This is a genomic window from Streptomyces sp. NPDC018045 (assembly GCF_044327445.1).
Classification (GTDB): domain Bacteria; phylum Actinomycetota; class Actinomycetes; order Streptomycetales; family Streptomycetaceae; genus Streptomyces.
In genome coordinates, this window is sequence record NZ_JBIRFL010000020.1 from 116,808 (window position 1) to 132,676 (window position 15,869).

Genomic DNA, 15,869 nt, shown 5'->3' on the forward strand with positions numbered 1-15,869 from the left:
GCGCTCCGTGTACCCGGCCGTCCCACCCGTACGCCCCTCATTTTTCCCGCCCGTTTCCCGCACCCGCGGACGCCTGCGCGGCGAACTCGGGCTGCGCCAGCCCCCGCCCGGCGTCCGGCACCACCAGCAGCGACCCGCCGAGCGGGGCACTGCCCGGACCGCCGCGCGCCGTGGTGACGTACAGGTCCGTGAGCGCGGCACCGCCGAACGCGCAGGCCGTGGGGCGGCCGACCGGCATCGGTACGACCCGTTCCAGCCCGCCGTCGGCGCTGTAGTGCCGTACCTGCGCGCCCTCGAACATCGCCACCCACACCCCGCCGTCGGCGTCCACCGTCAGCCCGTCCGGGTAGCCCGCCGTGTCCGCGGGTTCCTCGATCTCCACGAAGGGACGGCGGCCGGTCACCAGCCCCTCGTCCGTGACGTCGAAGACGTCGACGCGCCGCGTGGGGGTGTCGATGTAGTACATCCGCCGGCCGTCCGGGCTCCAGCCGGTGCCGTTGCTCACCGTGACGTCCGACAGGACCCGGGTGGCGCGGCCGTCCGGCGCGATCCTGGTCAGCGTGCCGCGGCCGGGCGTCTCGTCGTACGCCATGGTGCCCGCCCACAGCGCTCCGTCGGGCGCCACGGCCGCGTCGTTGCCCCGGCATCCCGCCACGGGTTCGCGGCACAGCCACGAGAAGGCGCCCGCCGCGTCGTACGCGCCCACGCCGTCCCGCAGATTGACCACCAGCCCGCCCCCGGCGCGCGGCTTGGCCGCGCCGACGTGCTGCTCGGTGGCCAGGACGGTGCGGCGGCCGGTGGCCGGGTCGAGGGTGTGGACGCGGGCGGAGAGGATGTCCACCCAGATCAGCCGGCCGGCACGGGCATCCCACGTGGGCCCCTCGCCGAGCCGGGCCGGCAGGGCGACGGCCACCTCCCAGGCCCTGGTCACGGCCGCCCCCGGTGGCCGGGCCGTACGGACAGCTCCCCGGCGCCCTCTCTGGCCGGCCCGACCAATCCGGCCGGTCCGACCAACTCGGCAAGCCCGACCAGTCCGGCCAACTCGGCGCACCGCTCCTCGCTCCATCGGCTCATCGGCACCGACGCGTTCGCCGCGGGCACGATCCGTCCCATGCGCTCACGTCCCTCATCCGTCCCGAACCGCCTGGCTCAACCAGGCGTTCGCCATACCAGCCATATGACGGCAATCCGGCCTTTCCGGTATTCCGGGTAGAGCCTAGGGTGCGGCGTCACGGCCGACAACGGGGCGGGGCCGTGCGCGAGGCCCCCTCGCCCGTGGATGGAAGGAAACTGGAGAAGGAGACAGGGGGTGGATCCGGTCCCCACAGCCCTCCCGCCGACCGAGGACCGCCCACCAGGCCGCGTACGTACCCTGCGAGCACCCCCGGCCCCGCACCTCCCGGGATTCGGACATCGTCGCCCCGTGCGGGACGTACACAAGCAAGGTGCTTCGCGGACGGTACGGGCTGAGTACCGTGGGATGCGTGGCGCCGGTTCGTCGGGCGCACTGTCTTGTTCGCCGCGCGGGGACTCCCCGTTGTGGCCGGGCTCGAAGAAGAAGTGTGGTGCCATGAGCGCCGAGATCTCTGCCCCCACCGGTCCGGCCGACTTCTGCAGTACCGATCCGGAAGCCTGCCGGGAGTTCCTGACCGCCGCCTACGGCTTTCGTCTGTGGATCGCCACGCTCGACACGGGCGCCGAGTTGATCCACCATCGCAGCAGTGCCGGGTCGTTCGCCATCGACGGCATGCAGTTGACAGCCGACTTCACTTACCGCACCGACCCGTCCCACCTGTTGATCGTCAGCCAACTGACCGGCACGGACGGCATCCTCCAGCACTCCTTCGGCACGGACAGCGACTGTTTCGGCCCCGGTGACCTACTGCTGGCCGCCCAGCCCGGCGAATCCATGTCAGGGCGTATCCGGCAGGCCCGGCTCCGTACGGTCCTGCTCTCACCGGAGGTCATGGCCACCGCGGCGACGGCGGTGTCGGACCCGCCGGGCCGGCCGCTGCACTTCACCGGCCCGCGCCCGGTCGACGCGGCCTCGGCCCAGCGGTGGAAGCACACGGTGGCCTTCATCGCCGATGATCTTCTGACCCGTCCGGAGTCGAAGGTTCAGCCGCTGGTCGTCTCCAGCGCGGCCCGGCTGCTGGCCGCCACCGTCCTCACCGCCTTCCCCAACACGCTGACCTCCTGCGACCCGGACCGCTGCCCCGAACACGGCGTCGCGTCGTTGCCGGTGCGCCGGGCGGTGGCCTTCATCGAGTCGCATCCCGAGGCCGACATCGGCCTGGCGGAGATCGCCGCGGCCGCGCACGTCAGTCCACGGGCCCTGCAGCACGCTTTCCGCCGCCACATGGACACCACGCCCACCGGCTACCTGCGGCGCGTCCGCCTGGCCCACGCCCACCAGGATCTCGTCGCCGCCTCCCCCGCCGGCGGTGTCACGGTCACGTCGATAGCCGGCCGCTGGGGCTTCGCCCACCAAGGCCGCTTCGCCGCCCTCTACCGCGCCGCCTACGGCCGCACTCCCCGACAGACCCTGCGTGCTCCGTGACGTGCCCGGGCGGCGCCGGTGCGGAACGCCGAAGGCCGGCCGTGCCTGGAGAGGCCGGCCCCCGTCGTCCGCACTCGCACCAGCGGGGTCCGGGCCGGCGCACACGGTGAACGGTCGCGCCACGCAGCCGTTCGTCGGTCCATCCTCCGCAACCGCCCCGCCTGCGGATAGCACACAGCACGACACCCGGCGGGCGGACCGATCCACGAAACGACAGCAGTTCGGCCGGAGGTTCCTCGCCCCGCGATCGGTGACCGACGCGCTTCAGCCGGGGCGGGCGCACCTCGTGCGGCGCCCGCCGGGAAGCGGCGTACCGAGCAGAAGCGCCCGTCAGGAAGCGGCGCCTGCCACGAGCCCGGCGAGTGCCCGGCGCATCGTGCGCTCGAACAGGTCTTGCGGGGCCTGCGCCGGGTTTGCTTCGGTGCCCTCGGCCAGAGCGGCCGCGACATGCGGGTGTGTCCCCTGGGCAGCCGCTTCGCTCAGATAGGCGGCTTGTGCCGCCTGGCGGCTCGCGGGTCCGTGGCCCAGTCGGAGTTCCGTACGGGCGAACTGGGCGACGAGGGCGTTCATCAGGCCGACGATCTCCGTCTTGCTCCGTCCGGGCAGTGGCGCGGGTGCCAGCGCCCGCAGCGCGTACTCCAGATAGTCCAGGCCCCGGGGGCCCAGCCGGAGGGGTTCCGGCGGGACGTCGAGCAGCCAGGGGTGCCGCAGATGGACCTGTTTGGTCCGGGAGGCGAGGGCGACCAGGTCCTCGACGGGGTCACCGCTGAGCGGGACGTCGAGGTCGACCTCTGCCGCCACCGCGTCCGTCATCAGGTCGAGCAGGTCATCGCGGCTGGAGATGTAGCGGTAGAGGGATGCCTGGCCGGTGCCCAGCGCCTTGGCCACCTGCCGCGTGGAGACGGCCGCCAAGCCGTCCCGGTCCGCCAGTTCGACGGCGACCGCGGTCAGCTCCGCGCGGCTGTGCACCGCCGCGGGGCCGCGGGTGCCGCGCTCGGGCCGCGCCCAGACGGTCGTGTGTTCCCGTGCCAAGTCCGGCACCCCTCTCGTCTCTCCGGCCTCGCCTCGCCGATTCCCGCTTCATACCCCTACACTAAACCGCGAACGCCGATCGCAGTTACGTTGATCGCAGTTTCGGGAGGTTCTCATGAACTCGTCACCGCCAGGCTCGTGGAGCCCGGTCCGCCGGGCCGCCAACGGCGCGGTCCGGCTCGCCTTCGACCAGTGGACCGAGCGGGCCGACGGAGAACCCCTTCTGCTGGTCATAGGGCTGGGCGCGAACCGTAAGTGGTTCCCCGACGGGCTGTGCCGGATGCTGGCGGGACGCGGTTTCGCGGTCGCCCGCTACGACCAGCGCGACGGCGGGGAGTCGACCCACCTGCCGCCCACCGCCACCCGCAATCCCGTCTCCGCGCTGTTCAGGAAGCGCGGAGACGCCTACACCGCCGAGGACATGGCCGATGACGCCGTCGCGGTCATGGACGCCCTGGGGTGGACGTCGGCGCATCTGCTGGGTGTCTCGCTCGGCGGTGCCGTCGCACAGCGCGTCGCGCTACGGCACCCGGACCGCGTCCGGACCCTCACGTCCATGGCCGCCGTCCCCGCGGATGCCGCGGGCCTGGCGGCCTTGCGCTACGTACGGCTGCGGACCCTGGCGAAGTTCGCCGGCCTGAGATACCCCGACACCGACGAGGGCAACATCGCGGCCGGCGCCGCCGTCCGCCGCCTCCTCGCCTCACCCAACCGCCCCTTCGACGAGTCGGCCGCCCGGGACGCCGCCGCGCACAACCTCGACAGCGGCACGCAGGACCAGCAGGCACAGAGCCGCCAGATCGGCGCACAGTGGCACGGGCCGAAGATCGACGCCATCGCCCGGCCCACCCTCGTACTCCACGGGCAGGACGACCCCCTCATCAAGCCCAGGGCGGGCAAGGCGATCGCCTCCCGGGTCCCCGGCTCGCGTCTGGTCCTCCTGCCCCGGGTCGGCCACGAACTCCCCGAGCCCGCGTGGGACAGGATCACCACCGAGATCCGCGCCCTGGCCGACACCGCCGGCCGCCCCTCCACGCGGTCGGCCACCGGACGCTGAGCACAACGCAGGCGGAGGGGCGGGAAGGATGCCCTTCCCGCCCCTCCGGAATGCGGACCGCCTCAAGCCGATTACTCGACCCAGCCCTGCATTGTGCGCTCCAGCGAGTTCGCTTACAGGCGTGCTCCGGAAATCTTGGGGTGGAACGACTGCGCCGACAATCCAAAGTCCTTCAGGATCGGCCAGTCCTTGATCGGATTGTCACTGTCCACGGCGTGCAGGACCAGGCCGTGGACGGACTCCGGAGAGCCGATCACCTTGCCCTCGAAGTCCGGGACGGGGTTGGAGAACCGGGCATCGATACCGTGCTCGGACTTGGCGGCGTCGGCCACCTTCTGCATGTTGACGGCCAGCTCCTGCGCGCCGCTGACGAGCCAGGCATTCGACTTCGACGAAAGGCCCAGTTCCTCAAGGCCGCCGACGGGCTCGCCGTCCGCCACCCCGGCTCGACCGTCCGGGTCCCGGAGATCCAGCTCTCCGACGCTCTGGGGCCGATCCGCGGCGGCCAGGTACACCTGAAGGTCACCGAACGCCCCGTCGACGGGCCCGACCTGGCCGTCGGCCCCGTCCCCATCGCCGAGGACCGCAGGCTCCTGGTCCACCACGAGCACCCGTTCACCCCATCTGCGTCCCGGGCAGATCGTCGGCAGCACCACCGACCTGACCGTTCTGCACACGGGTTTCCCGTGCAAGGCCGGGGCGTCGGACGAGCGGATCACGTCGGTCACCTCCTGGCCGGACTCGCCGTACCTCACTCGCCCTTGCCTCCAGCGCTCCCCTCGTCGCCGGTGAACAGCCTGTCCAGGTACTGGTCCACAGCGGCCAGCGCTTCCCGGGGCGTGATGACGTCCAGTTCGATGAGGGGGGTCAAGCCGGTGAGGGCGAGGAGCAGGTTGGTCTCGGCCACCGGGTCGCGATCGGGGCGGATGTGCCCGTCGACGATGGCCTGGCGGACCAGCTTCTCGACGAGGGCGCGCCCTTCGACCAGCCCGCCGCGCGCCCGCGCGTGGACGTTCTCGTCGTGCAGCGCCTCCAGGACGTAGGCGGCGCTCATCCGGCTGGTCGCGCGGGCATCGGCGTGCAACGGGAGCATCTCGGTCAGCATCACCCGCAGCACGTCACGGGGATGCGGCCGGGCACCGAACTCCGCGAGACGCCGGCCGACCCGCTGGGAGGTCTGCTCGGACGCGAAGTCCATGGCGAAGGAGAGCATCTCCTCCCTGGAGGAGAAGTAGTGCTGTAGCGCCCCGTGGGAGATGCCCGCCTCTTGCGCGACCTCGCGCAGGGTCAGATGGGCGACGCCGCGCTCTGCGACCACCCGCCACAGCGCCCGGGCGATCGTCTCGCGGCGTTCGCGGTGATCCACCTGTTTCGGCATCGCCGATTACCTCCCGACAAGCTTTACCATACAGGTGACATAATACAGGTGGCCGATAACCTCGTCGGCCTGCGGAAGGAAGGCGGCGACATGTCTGAGCAGCCGAGGGTGCGCACCATCGAGGGCGTGGTGGAGGGGCGCCGACGGCAGGGGTGCGCGGTGTTCCGCGGCATCCCCTACGCGCAACCGCCGGTGGGGACGTTACGCTTCGCCGCCCCCGCCCCGCCCCGGCGCTGGGACGGGACCCGGCAGGCCGCGGAGTTCGGCCCCGTGGCGCCCCAGTCCGGCCCGGCCCTCGCGAGCCCGCCGGGAGGTACGGACTGGCTGACGCTCAACGTCTGCACCCCGGAACCTGGCGCGGCGGGACTGCCCGTACTGGTGTGGATCCACGGAGGCGCCTACATCGCGGGGGCTTCCAGCGACCCGGCCTACGATCCGACGGCGCCGGCCAAGGCGGGGCTCGTCGTGGTGAGCGTCAACTACCGGCTGGGCGTGGAGGGTTTCGCCCTCCTCGAAGGCGCCCCGCCCAACCGCGGGCTCCTCGACCAGATCGCGGCGCTGCACTGGGTACGGCGCAACATCGCCTCCTTCGGAGGAGACCCGGACCGGGTGACCGTGGCCGGGCAGTCCGCCGGGGCCGGGTCGATCGCCACCTTGCTGACGATGAAGCCGGCCCGCGGCCTGTTCCGGCGGGCCATCGCCCACTCCGTACCGGGCAGTTACTGCACCAGCGCCCTGGCGCGGCAGGTCACCGCCGAACTCGCGGACCGGCTCGGTACCGCGGCCACCGCCGCCGCCCTCCGCACGACCGACCCCTGGCGCCTGGCCGCAGCACTGACGTCGCTCTGCGCCGACCTTCCCGACTACCGCGCGAGGTGGGGCAGGCTCTCCCTGACCGGTGTCGCCCTCTGCCCGGTCGTCGACGGCGACGTCCTCCCCGAAACGCCCTGGGCCGCGCTCTCCGGCGGCCGCGCGGACGGAATCGAACTCTTCGTGGGCCATACGCGCGACGAGTTCCGACTGTTCAGCGTCATGAGCGGACGGCAAGGCACCTTCACCGACCAGGACGCCCGTGACGCCTTGGACCTGTTCGCCCCGGCACCGGACGGCGCCGACGCCTACCGGGCCGCCCACGCGCGGGCCACCCCGGACTCACTGGTGGAGACGGTGTACTCCGACGCCCTCTTCCGCATGCCCTCACTCCACCTGGCGCAGGCGAACGCAGCGGCGGGCGGCACCTCGTTCCTGTTCGAGCTGCGCCTGCCCGCCCCGGCCTTCGGCGGAGCCCTGGGCGCCTGCCACAGCCTCGACGTCCCCCTGGCGTTCGGCACGCTGGACAGCCCCACGGGCCGCGGCCTCCTCGGCGACGAGCCCACCCCCGAAACCCTCACCGTGTCGGCAGAACTCCAGCAGGCATGGATCCGCTTCGCCCTCACCGGCGCTCCCGGGTGGGCCGCCTACGACCCCGACCGGCAGCTCACGCGCGTCCTGGACGCCGAGTCGAAGACCGTTCCCTACCCGGAGCAGGTATCCCGCGAGATCTGGGAGGGCCGGGCCCCGGCCCCCTTCGACCTCGGGGATGAGGCGCCGCACCGCGATCCCGCACCCCTCCTGTGAGGCGGTACGCGATCGAGGCCGGACGGCGGAAACGCAGCCCGCAAGGCGATCCAGCACCGCCACAGCGCGCCGCGTCGGCCTCGGCCGGTCGTGAGGCACGGACACTCACGGCGAAGAACTGTCAGGCCCGGCGCTCCGGGTGGCCACGTTCTGCCGCCACTGGTCCATGACCTGCCGGAGGGACTCGCTCACCAGGAGAAGGAATGCGGCGGAGGACTCGAAGCGGGCACCGGCCGGGGTCGTGGCCCCCAGAATCTCGGCTCCGCGCTGCGAGGCGTCCACCAGGGCTTCGTTCATCTGCAGAGCTGCGAGGGTGGACCGGATCCAGACCTCGTCATCGATGACATAGCGTTCACGGCGCCCGCCGGGGACGCGTTCCCGCTGGAGCATGCCCTGCTGTTCGAGGAAGGTGACGGCGTGCGAGACGGACGCCGGGCTGACGCGCAGCCGCTGGACCAGCTCGGCGGCGGTGAGGGTGCCGGAGTCGGTGGTGAGCAGGCAGGCCAGCACCCTGGCCATCATCCGGGGCAGCCCCTGCTGTTCGACGAGTGCGGTGAAGGACTCCGTGAAGTCCCGGACCGCCTGGGGGTCTCGCCCATGGCCGCTGTCGGCGGCCGGCGGCTCCGGAGGCCGCTCCTGCCTGCGTCGGCGCGCGCGCTGCCGTGTGGCCTCGTGCGCCCGATTCGCCCCGTAACCGTCGGGACCGCCGTTGCGGGCGACCTCCCGCATGACGGTCGAGGCGGGCCGCCCCAGGCGCCGGCCGATCTCCGCGTACCCAAGCCCCTCGGCCAGTCCCGTGGCGATGCACTGACGGTCCTCACTGGTGAGCCTGCCTCCGGGCATCGGTGCTCGTCTCCCCTCTGTCGACCTGCGCGGGGCCCGGCGTGGCGCACCCCCACAGCGCAGTATGCATTCACCCAGAGCCCATTGCAATACAAGCTCCGATCAACCATTGCCTTCACCTCCAGCTTCATTGCAACGACAGGTGCCTTCTGGCCTGATTGAGCGCCGAGTTGGCCATCAATTTTCGTTGACCCAACTGTGAACGCAATGTAGCGTGCGACACGAACGTTCGGTGTTACTCAAACGCTGTGGGCAAGGAGACTTGTGATGGGAACGGGCAACGGCGGCTTCTCCAAGGCAGGGCTGCACAGGGTGCGCGACGTGCTGGCACGGCATGTCGGGTCCGGCAGGATCCCCGGGCTCGTCGCCCTGGTCAGCCGGGGTGATGAGACGCATGTCGAGGCGCTCGGGACGATGCGCCATGACGGAGGCGCGCCGATGCGCCGGGAGACGCTCTTCCGGATGGCTTCGACCACCAAGCCCGTCACGATGGCCCCGGTGATGGTCCTTCTCGACGAGTGCCGGCTGCGGCTGGACGACCTGGTGGATCCGTGGCTGCCCGAACTCGCCGACCGTCGGGTACTGAAGCGGATCGACGGCCCGCTGGACGACACCGTGCCGGCGCGGCGGCCGATCACCGTACGGGACCTGCTGACCTCCACGTTCGGGCTCGGCGTGGATCTGACGGCGCTGGGCTCCCCGATCATGGACGCGGTCTTCGAGCGGGGCGTCTTCAGCCAGGGCGCGGCATCGCTGCCCGAGCCGGACGAGTGGATGCGCCGCCTCGGCACGCTGCCGCTGATGCGCCAGCCCGGAGAGCACTGGCAGTACCACCTCAGCCACGACGTGCTCGGCGTGCTCGTCGCAAGAGTCACTGGCCAGCCGTTCGAGACGTTCCTGCGGGAACGCGTCCTCGATCCGCTGGGGATGAAGGACACCGGCTTCCACGTGCCCGCCGACAAGATCGACCGGCTGCCGCCCGGCTACGTCCCCGACCCGCGGACCGGGGAGTTCACCGTGTGGGACGAGGCGGTGGGCGGACAGTACAGCGCGCCTCCGGCCTTCCAGTCGGGCGGCGGCGGGCTGGTCTCCACCGTCGACGACTACCACGCCTACTTCCGGATGCTGCTGAACCACGGCATGCACGGGACCGAACGGATCCTGTCCCGGCCCGCCGTCCAACTGATGACCACCAACCGCCTCACGCCCGAGCAGGAGGCCGCCCGGTCCGCCCTGGCCCGCGACGCCGTCCATGTGTCCTTCGGCCAAGGGCAGCAGGGCGGCTGGGGCTTCGGCATGGCGGTGCGCACTTACCGCGGTGACTACGCGCCCATCGGCCAGTACGGCTGGGACGGCGGAACCGGCACCACGACGTACGCCGACCCGGACCACCAGCTCACCGGGATCCTGCTCACGCAGGTCGGGATGTCCACGCCGGATTCGGCGCGGCTCATCCATGACTTCTGGACCACGCTCTACCAGGCCATCGACGACTGACGCCGGGGGCGCGTCTCGGTAGGCCCACGTCCTGGCAGGCCCGCGCCCCGGTAAGCCCATGACTTGGTAGACCCGCGCGCCGGTAAGCCCGTCCCCCAACCCACGCCCCGCAGCCCCTCGCTGCCGTCGCGCCCGAGCAGGTCCCAGCAGGGGCGCCGGCGGGGATCAGAGCCAGTCGCGGCGCTTGAAGACGACATGCAGGCCGACGCAGACGAGGGCCATGAGGGCGAGGGCGAAGGGGTAGCCCAGGTACCAGTCGATTTCGGGCATGTGGGTGAAGTTCATGCCGTAGATGGTGCCGACGAGGGTGGGGGCGAAAAGGATGGCCGCCCAGGCGGAGATTTTCTTGATTTCTTCGTTCTGGGCATGGCCGGCCTCGGCGAGGGCTTTCATTTCCTCGTTCTGCTGCTGCGTGACGAGGGTGGCGTTGACGGCGAGGATGTCTTGGAGGGCCTGGCGCAGTGCGTCGACGCGTTCGGTGACGTGGGTGGCGTGGTCGGCGACATCGCGGAGGTAGCGGCGCATTTCCTCGCCGACGCCGTATTTCTCGAAGCCGCCGGAGAGGCGGCTGAGGATGCCGGCCAGAGGACGGGTCGCGCGCTGGAACTCCACGACTTCACGGGAGAGTTCATAAATGCGCCGGGAGACTCCGGTCGTATTGGCGAAAACTTCCGTTTCGATCTCCTCGACATCGTTCTCGACGCCGGCCACGACGGGGGCATACCCGTCGACGACGGCGTCGAGGATGGCGTAAAGGACGGCTTCGGGACCGCGGGTGAGGAGTTCGGGGCTGGCTTCCATACGGCGGCGGACCGCGGGCAGGTCGGGTGCCGCGCCGTGCCGGACGGTGATGACGAAGTCGGGGCCGACGAAGAGGTGCAGTTCGCCGAAGTCGACCTCTTCGGTGTCGTCGAGGTAGCGGGCCGCGCGCAGGACGACGAAGAGGGTGTGGCCGTAGCGTTCGAGTTTGGGGCGTTGGTGTGCTTCCAGCGCGTCTTCCAGGGCCAGGGGGTGCAGGTCGAATTCTTCGGCGAGGGAGTGGAGTTCCTCGGGGGTGGGCCGGTACAGACCTATCCACGCCATGCCGCCGGGCTTCTCCCGCAGTTGCCGGAAGGTCTCGGTGAGGGATTCCAGGGTGTGGGTACACCGGCCGTCCTCGTACAGCGCGGCTTTGATCAGGCTGCGGCCGCGGCCCGCGGCTACGGTGGCGGGCTGGTCCGCGCACCCGAGGTGTTCGCGGGGCAGGGACGAGGCCGGACGCTTGGCCGGCTTGGTGAAGGGGCGCAGGGCGCGTCGGCGGGACTCGGACACGGCAGGGTCCTTCCGAAGGGCGGGAAGCAAAGGCAGCAGGGGCCCGGAATGCCGCGTGCGCTGCCTTCGGAGAGCCTGCTACCTCGTGGTTCGGGCGGCGCGCTGCGGCACGCGATGGGGAGGTTCACCACGCACGGCGGTCGTCACCTTCCTTTCCTGCGTATCGGTGGGGCCACTGGGCAGCGTATACCGGCTCCGCCAAGGCCCCGGGGATTCGGCGAACCGCGCCCAGGGCGCGGCAGCGGTACTGGTGGACGGGGCGCAAGACATCGGCACCGGGGCGGTCGTCGACATCCCGGGGCGCGTTTCCGCACGCGTGTCGGCAGGTGCCGGGCGGTCGTCGACGTTCCCGGGCGCGTTTCCGCACACGTGTCGGCAGGTGGAGGTCAGAGCCAGCCGCTGCGGCGGAAAGCGTGGTGGATCAAGGCGCAGATGGCCGTGGTGGCGGTGACCACCATGGGGTAGCCGAGGATCCAGCGTAGTTCGGGCATATGGCCGAAGTTCATGCCGTAGATCCCGAAGATGGCGATGGGCACGGCGATGAGCGCGGCTGCGGCGCTGATGCGGCGCAGGTCCGTGCTCTGCTGGAGCCCGGTGTGGGTCAGGGTCAGGGTCAGCGCGGTGTCGACGAGTTCGGTCAGGACGGTGAGGCGTTCGGTGGCCCGGGTCAGGTGGTCGTGGACGTCGCGGAAGTAGGTGGCGGTGTCCTTGTCCACGCCGGGCAGACGTCGCTCGGCGAGGCGGCGCAGGGGCTGGAGGAGCGGGACGGCGATGCGGCGCAGGGCCGTCAGTTCGCGTTTGAGCCGGTGGACGCGGGCGATGTCGTGGCCGCCGCCGGGACTGAAGGCACGGGCCTCGACGTCTTCCGTCTCGGCTTCCAAGGAGGTCACGGCGTCGAGGTACTGGTCGACGACGGTGTCGGCGATGGCATGCAGGACGGCAGCGGGGCCGTGGGCGAGCCGCTGGGGGTGGGCCTCCAGATGCCGGCGTACTCCCCCAAGGGCGGGGGCACAGCCGTGGCGCACGACGACGATGAAACCGGGCCCGGCGAAGATGAGGAACTCGCCGGACTCGGCGGGCTCACCGGCCGGTACCGTTCGGCCAGGAGCGCCGCGCGCGACCGTCTTCAGTACGAGAAAAAGGGTGGAACCATAGCGTTCCAGCTTGGGGCGCTGGTGCGCGTGCAGGGCGTCTTCGACGGCGAGCGGATGCAGTCCGAAGGCCTCGGCGATGCTGTGGAGCCGACCGGCAGCGGGGGCGTGCAGGCCGACCCAGACGAAGCTTCCGGGGACGGTGCGGGCGGTCTCCATGGCCTGCTCGGGTGCCGGCGGACCGGGGCGCCGACGGCCGTCGGTGTACACGGCGCAGTCAACGACCGCAGCGGAGTGACGTGGTGGAGGGCTGGTGGAGGCCATGGGGCTCCCTTCGAGAGGCGAGAGCGGCCATCGCGCGGCACGGACCACACCTGCCATGGTGGCACGCGGAGGCAGCCAGGCGCCGCCGGAACGTCACTCCAGGAAGCACCGGCCCGCTCTGTCCGGACCCGGCGCCTAGATACGGGCCCAGGTCGGCACACGTCAGGCCCCATGGCAACCAGGGAACCGCCAACAACCCACGTTTCAGCCAGCTTTGTATCGTCGCCCGCACGGTGGGGCCGAGCAAAGTGCCGGTCGGCGGAAAGCACCGGGTTCGGCGGAACAGGAGGCCGAACCCGTGCCGGTTACGCGAAGCCGGCCACCGGTGAGGAGGGGCGGGCGGCCTCTGACGCCGCGACCGCGTAGTGCACGTAGTGGTGGACCGGCCGGAAGCCGCACTTCGCGGCGAGGCGGCGGCTGGGGTGGTGGTCGCGGGAGCAGGTCCATGAGGGAGTGCGGCCGTCGGCGGTGATCTGCGCGCACAGGGCGCGTACGCAGGCGTGGGCCAGCCCCCGGCCGCGTTCGGCGGGGACGGTGGTGACGGCGATGTCCTCGTAGCGGCTGCCGGTGAAAAGGGGGGCGGCGAGAGCGAGGAGGCGGCTGTTGCGCACAGCCCCCCAGCAGCGGCCCGAGGCGGCGAGCCCGGCGGGGCCGCCCCAGCTCGTACTGATCCATGCCATGGCGGGGCCGAGGCCGACGACCGCGGGTGTGTCGGCCGGTGTCAGGCGGCGGACGGTGACGCCGGGGGCAGGCCGTACGGCGGGCGCCGGGTGGTGATGGACCCAGATCATGCGCTCCCAGGGGACGATCCGCGCGAAGGTGGCGCCGAGGACGGGCAGGAACCTGTCCGGGGCCACGACGTAGTGACCGTCCAGCGGCGCAAGCAGGCGGGCGCTCATCGCGCGGGGGTCTCCGGCCAGGATGGCGTGTCCGCCACAGGCGGCCACAGCGCCCCGGCCGTGGTGCGGGTGGTCGGTCCACCAGCTTCCGTGGCCGGTGAGGGCGGCGTGTTCGGGCAGGGCTCCCAGGCCCGGGCGGCCGGCGGGAAACCACCGGGCCCGCAGGCTGTCAGCCACGGCGTGGCCAGGCAGGGCTGTGGACGGCATCGACCGCTCCGGGGTGTGTGGCGGTGGGCGGGGCGCGCGCCCCGCCCACCGGTGACGGGTGTCAGCAGCAGGCTTTGCTGCCGTGGTTGGCGTTCTTCTTGCGACGGAATCGCTTCTTGCGGGCGCGTTCGGACACGGGTTTCACTCCTCCCTATGGAGCCGGGCGAGGGGATTCAGGCGGCTTGGGCGACCAGTCGGTCGGCGAGCTTGCACAGACGGCGCACCGAGCGGTCCTCCAGGGCGACGGGTGCGGCCGGGGAAAGGGCGGTGCGGTCGTAGTAGGCACCCGGGACGAGTTCGGTCGCCGGGTCGCACAGCCGCACCACCCGCTCGGCGCCCTCCCGGGCGGAGCTGCCTTCGTGTGCGTACAGCGGCAGCAGGGAGGTGTCACACACCCCGGGGTGCAGGCTGACCGCCGTCCAGGGTGCCTGCTGCCGGGCGAAGATGGTCAGCGCGAGCTGGGACTGGGCGTAGGCAGCCACCCGCGAGTAGCGGCGGGCGCGGTGCGGGTCGTTCCACGAGATCGACGCCGTACGGTGCATGGACGACGACACGTTGATCACGCGGCTGCCGGGCCGGGCGCTGAGCGGCCCGGCCAGCTCGCGGGTGAGGAGGTAGGCGGCCAGGAAGTTGACCTGTAGGGACACCTCGTTGCCGTCGATGGTCATGGTGCGCCGCTCGGGGGCGGCGACGGCCGCGTTGTTGACCAGCACGTCCAGAACGGGGTACTCGGCGGCGACTTTGGCGGCCATGGCCCGGACCTCGTCCAGCCGGGAGAAGTCCGCGATGACCAGCCGCAACCGCAGGGTGTCGGTGCCGGCCGCCACCAGGCGGGCCACGGCGTCGTCCCCGGAGGACTGGTCCGGGGCGTGCACGACGACCGTGTCACCGTTTGCGGCGAGCAGGCGGGCCGTCTCCCAGCCGATGCCGGAGGTGGCACCAGTGACCAGCACGGTCCTGAGGGTGGGCGGGAGGGGTGAAGACATGGCGATCCACTCCGGGTGATGAGCCGAATGGGCAGGCCACCGCCGTACGACGGGCCTGCCGTACGAGCAGCCGCCGACGGCGCGAGGAACGCGGCGGACGGCTGCGAAGGGTGCCGACGAACGTCGCGGCCGTGCATCGAGCACAACCGCGACGGCGGGGAAGGCGGTGCTTACCGCGGTGTCAGCGAACAGCGCGCGCAGCCGGGCAACGCCGTATGAGGCGGCCGGTCGTCATGGCGCAGGTGGCTGTTCACACCCACCATCCAAGAAGGCCGACGGGCCCGGGGCAAGCGAGAGCGCAGGTCCCTGATGCCTTCCTGACGTCCGGCCCGGACCCGGTCCGGCCGTTTGCGCGGCCTGTCGACTCCGAGCCGGGGCACCCAGATCGCTTCCAGGACCGACTCGAACTGAGGCGAATCACCCCGCTGTCCGGCGGTGATCACCACCGATAGCGGCTTGTGTGACCCTGCTCGACGGCGAGGTGGATCTCGCTGGTCCGGCCGCCCGGGAGCGTCCGAGCCCGTGGTCGGCCGGTTCGACGGTGATCCCGCCGGGCGGTTCCTTTCCGGAGATGCCCCTTTTCGCCGCCCCAGCCGTGTGCCGGTGGGCCCGGCAGACCGCGGAGTCGATGTTCACGTCCCAGGTGATCAGGCCCTTGGCATCCGCCTCGGCCTGTAGCTGAGTGACGATCCAAGCCCAGGTGCCATCGCGCCGCCAGCGCCGGAACGGGTCATAGACCCCATCCCACGGCGCGTAGCGTTCCGGCACGTCACGCCAGGGAGCACCCGTCCGGGACCGCCACCGCATGCCGTCTATCAGACTGTCGCCGCGTCCATACCGGCGGACGGCCCGACTTGATGCCCCACGGCAACAGCGGCTCAAGTCGGGACCACTGGCCGCTCATCAGGTCCCCACATCCCACGGGTCCTGATCATCAACAATCAAGATTGACTTTCGCAGACAGACCCTGGCCGGCCTACGCGGTTGTGGCGATGCCGCCGTCGACGGGGATCACGGTGCCTGTCAGGTATGCGCCTGCCCGGCTGGCGAGGAACACGGCGACACCC

At 71.5% G+C, this 15,869-nt stretch carries 15 protein-coding genes and 1 pseudogene; 4 read left to right on the forward strand and 12 right to left on the reverse strand.

Annotated features, from left to right (window positions below):
- Nucleotides 1–37: 37 nt before the first annotated feature.
- Nucleotides 38–931 (reverse strand): SMP-30/gluconolactonase/LRE family protein, encoded by an 894-nt coding sequence (locus ACH4EB_RS30210; protein WP_398351148.1) that lies wholly within the window; start codon nucleotides 929–931, stop codon nucleotides 38–40.
- On the reverse strand, nucleotides 928–1,113 hold the full coding sequence (locus ACH4EB_RS30215; RefSeq protein WP_398351150.1) for a hypothetical protein: 186 nt from the start codon (nucleotides 1,111–1,113) through the stop codon (nucleotides 928–930). Before ACH4EB_RS30215 ends, ACH4EB_RS30210 begins: the two co-directional genes overlap by 4 nt.
- 457 nt (nucleotides 1,114–1,570) lie before the next feature.
- On the opposite strand from ACH4EB_RS30215, the gene ACH4EB_RS30220 reads away from it, so the two are divergent.
- Complete coding sequence (locus ACH4EB_RS30220; protein ID WP_398351151.1) at nucleotides 1,571–2,560, forward strand: helix-turn-helix transcriptional regulator; 990 nt, start codon at nucleotides 1,571–1,573, stop codon at nucleotides 2,558–2,560.
- 330 nt (nucleotides 2,561–2,890) lie between these two features.
- Here the strand turns inward: ACH4EB_RS30220 and ACH4EB_RS30225 are convergent, their stop codons facing one another.
- The gene (locus ACH4EB_RS30225) at nucleotides 2,891–3,592 is read right to left on the reverse strand and encodes a TetR/AcrR family transcriptional regulator (protein ID WP_398351152.1); all 702 of its coding nucleotides are present in this window, start codon (nucleotides 3,590–3,592) and stop codon (nucleotides 2,891–2,893) included.
- 115 nt (nucleotides 3,593–3,707) lie between these two features.
- Here ACH4EB_RS30225 and ACH4EB_RS30230 point away from each other — a divergent pair, with 115 nt between their 5' ends.
- Nucleotides 3,708–4,649 (forward strand): alpha/beta fold hydrolase, encoded by a 942-nt coding sequence (locus ACH4EB_RS30230; protein WP_398351154.1) that lies wholly within the window; start codon nucleotides 3,708–3,710, stop codon nucleotides 4,647–4,649.
- Between the two features lie 113 nt (nucleotides 4,650–4,762).
- On the opposite strand, the gene ACH4EB_RS30235 is transcribed toward ACH4EB_RS30230, so the two are convergent.
- Together ACH4EB_RS30235 and ACH4EB_RS30240 are read right to left on the reverse strand one after the other, a co-directional pair.
- Nucleotides 4,763–5,404: a hypothetical protein gene (locus ACH4EB_RS30235; protein WP_398351155.1), complete on the reverse strand. Its 642-nt coding sequence runs from the start codon at nucleotides 5,402–5,404 to the stop codon at nucleotides 4,763–4,765.
- Nucleotides 5,401–6,027, reverse strand: coding sequence for a TetR/AcrR family transcriptional regulator (locus ACH4EB_RS30240; protein ID WP_398351156.1), 627 nt, complete (start codon nucleotides 6,025–6,027; stop codon nucleotides 5,401–5,403). The genes ACH4EB_RS30235 and ACH4EB_RS30240 overlap by 4 nt, the downstream gene beginning before the upstream one ends.
- A 90-nt stretch (nucleotides 6,028–6,117) precedes the next feature.
- On the opposite strand from ACH4EB_RS30240, the gene ACH4EB_RS30245 reads away from it, so the two are divergent.
- Nucleotides 6,118–7,644, forward strand: a complete 1,527-nt coding sequence (locus tag ACH4EB_RS30245; RefSeq protein WP_398351157.1) for a carboxylesterase/lipase family protein — start codon at nucleotides 6,118–6,120, stop codon at nucleotides 7,642–7,644.
- A 105-nt stretch (nucleotides 7,645–7,749) separates the two neighbouring features.
- On the opposite strand, the gene ACH4EB_RS30250 is transcribed toward ACH4EB_RS30245, so the two are convergent.
- On the reverse strand, nucleotides 7,750–8,487 hold the full coding sequence (locus tag ACH4EB_RS30250; RefSeq protein WP_398351159.1) for a helix-turn-helix domain-containing protein: 738 nt from the start codon (nucleotides 8,485–8,487) through the stop codon (nucleotides 7,750–7,752).
- A gap of 267 nt (nucleotides 8,488–8,754) precedes the next feature.
- Between ACH4EB_RS30250 and ACH4EB_RS30255 the strand changes: the two genes are divergently transcribed.
- Entirely contained in the window at nucleotides 8,755–9,984 is a 1,230-nt protein-coding gene (locus ACH4EB_RS30255; protein WP_398351160.1) for a serine hydrolase domain-containing protein, read from the forward strand.
- 165 nt (nucleotides 9,985–10,149) lie between these two features.
- Here the strand turns inward: ACH4EB_RS30255 and corA are convergent, their stop codons facing one another.
- The 6 genes and pseudogenes from corA to ACH4EB_RS30285 all read right to left on the reverse strand — a co-directional run.
- On the reverse strand, nucleotides 10,150–11,295 hold the full coding sequence (gene corA, locus ACH4EB_RS30260) for a magnesium/cobalt transporter CorA (RefSeq protein WP_398351162.1): 1,146 nt from the start codon (nucleotides 11,293–11,295) through the stop codon (nucleotides 10,150–10,152).
- Between the two features lie 386 nt (nucleotides 11,296–11,681).
- Nucleotides 11,682–12,605, reverse strand: a complete 924-nt coding sequence (locus ACH4EB_RS30265) for a magnesium and cobalt transport protein CorA (protein WP_398351164.1) — start codon at nucleotides 12,603–12,605, stop codon at nucleotides 11,682–11,684.
- Between the two features lie 410 nt (nucleotides 12,606–13,015).
- The gene (locus tag ACH4EB_RS30270) at nucleotides 13,016–13,816 is read right to left on the reverse strand and encodes a GNAT family N-acetyltransferase (RefSeq protein ID WP_398351166.1); all 801 of its coding nucleotides are present in this window, start codon (nucleotides 13,814–13,816) and stop codon (nucleotides 13,016–13,018) included.
- Nucleotides 13,817–13,989: 173 nt separating this feature from the next.
- Nucleotides 13,990–14,802 carry an SDR family NAD(P)-dependent oxidoreductase gene (locus ACH4EB_RS30275; RefSeq protein WP_398351168.1) on the reverse strand — a complete coding sequence of 271 codons (813 nt, stop codon included), beginning with the start codon at nucleotides 14,800–14,802 and terminating at the stop codon, nucleotides 13,990–13,992.
- 417 nt (nucleotides 14,803–15,219) lie between these two features.
- A complete protein-coding gene (locus tag ACH4EB_RS30280) occupies nucleotides 15,220–15,609 on the reverse strand; it encodes a transposase (protein ID WP_398351169.1) in 390 nt (129 codons plus the stop codon).
- A 169-nt stretch (nucleotides 15,610–15,778) separates the two neighbouring features.
- Nucleotides 15,779–15,869, reverse strand: a pseudogene (locus tag ACH4EB_RS30285) (3-oxoacyl-ACP reductase); the annotation flags it as partial.